Annotated in this window: 1 protein-coding gene; it reads left to right on the top strand. The window is 76.7% G+C overall.

Annotated elements, in window-relative coordinates:
- Positions 1-1,225 (top strand): M20/M25/M40 family metallo-hydrolase (locus FGF04_RS39270; protein WP_149516170.1); only part of this gene is annotated, 1,225 nt, incomplete at its 5' end.
- Positions 1,226-1,284 lie beyond the last annotated feature (59 nt).

Raw genomic sequence — 1,284 nt, forward strand, 5'->3', positions numbered from 1 at the left:
CCCGCAGTCCGCCCGCGCGGCCGGACTGCGGGTCGTGCACCACGCCTGCCCGCCGGCCGGGGTGCTGCACCGGCCCGACGTGCCCGCGGCGCTGCGACGGCGTGCCGACGCCGACCCCTCCTTCCTGGCGCGGCAGCCGAACCTGGTGCTGCGGCTGGGCCCGGACCTGCCGCCCGCCGCGACCGTGATGTTCAACGTCCACCTGGACACGGTGGCGGGCCGCGAACCGGTCGGGTTCGACGGCACGCGCTTCACCGGGCGCGGCGCCGTCGACGCCAAGGGCCCGGCGGTCGCCCTGCTGGCGGGCGTGCGCGCGGCGCGGGCCGCCTGCCCCCGCATCGGCCGCCGGGTCGCCGTCCTCGTCCAGGCGGTGGGCGGCGAGGAGGGCGGCGCCATGGGCGTCCACGGCACCCGGCCGCTGATCGAGTCCGGGTACACCGGCCGGCTGAACGTCTTCTGCGAGCCCACCGGACTGCGGTACCTGCCCCGCGCCACCGCCGCGATGACCGCCCGCATCACCGTCACCGGCGAGGACGCCGTCGACGACCGCCCGGAGCACGGCCACAACGCCACCGTGCTGCTCGGCTTCCTCGCCCAGCACCTGGCCGAGGCCCTGGACGGACGGGCACCCGACGGGCGGGCACCCGACGGGCGGGCTCCCGGCGGACGGGCGGCGGACGGACGAGTGGCGGACGGGCGGACGCCGGACGGCCGGGTGTGCGTGGCCGCCCTGCACACCGGCCATCTGCACAACCGCGTCTACGGACAGGGCTCGCTGCTGCTCAACCTCTCGTACGCCACCGCCGAGCAGGGCGCCGTCCTGGAACGGGCCGTCACCGAGGCCGTCGCCGACGGACTGCGCGCCTTCGCCGCGCGCTTCGCGGACAGCCCGCCGTTCGCCCGCACCGCCGCCGACGCGGCCGCCGTCACCCGTCTGGAGTGGGACAAACGCGGCCTGCCCTGTCTGACCGGCACCGACCCCTGGGCGGAGTCCCTGCTGAGCGCGGCGGGCGCGCTGCGCTGGCCGGACGACGAGCCCGCCTTCACCTGCGACGCCGTCTGGGCGCACGGTCTGCCGGACGCCTTCACCGCGGTGCTCGGCCCGGGCCGTTTGGAGGACAACCACGCGCACGCGGCGGGGGAGTTCGCCGACCTCGCCGACCTGGAGGCGTTCGCGCGCCTGGTGAGCCGGCTGCTGATCACCTTCGCCGAACGAACGCCGTGACCAGTGACGAGTGACGAATGACGAGCAAGGAGCCCGTATGACCTCACCCGGTCCCGCCC

The organism is Streptomyces apricus (genome assembly GCF_008369065.1).
GTDB lineage: Bacteria > Actinomycetota > Actinomycetes > Streptomycetales > Streptomycetaceae > Streptomyces > Streptomyces apricus.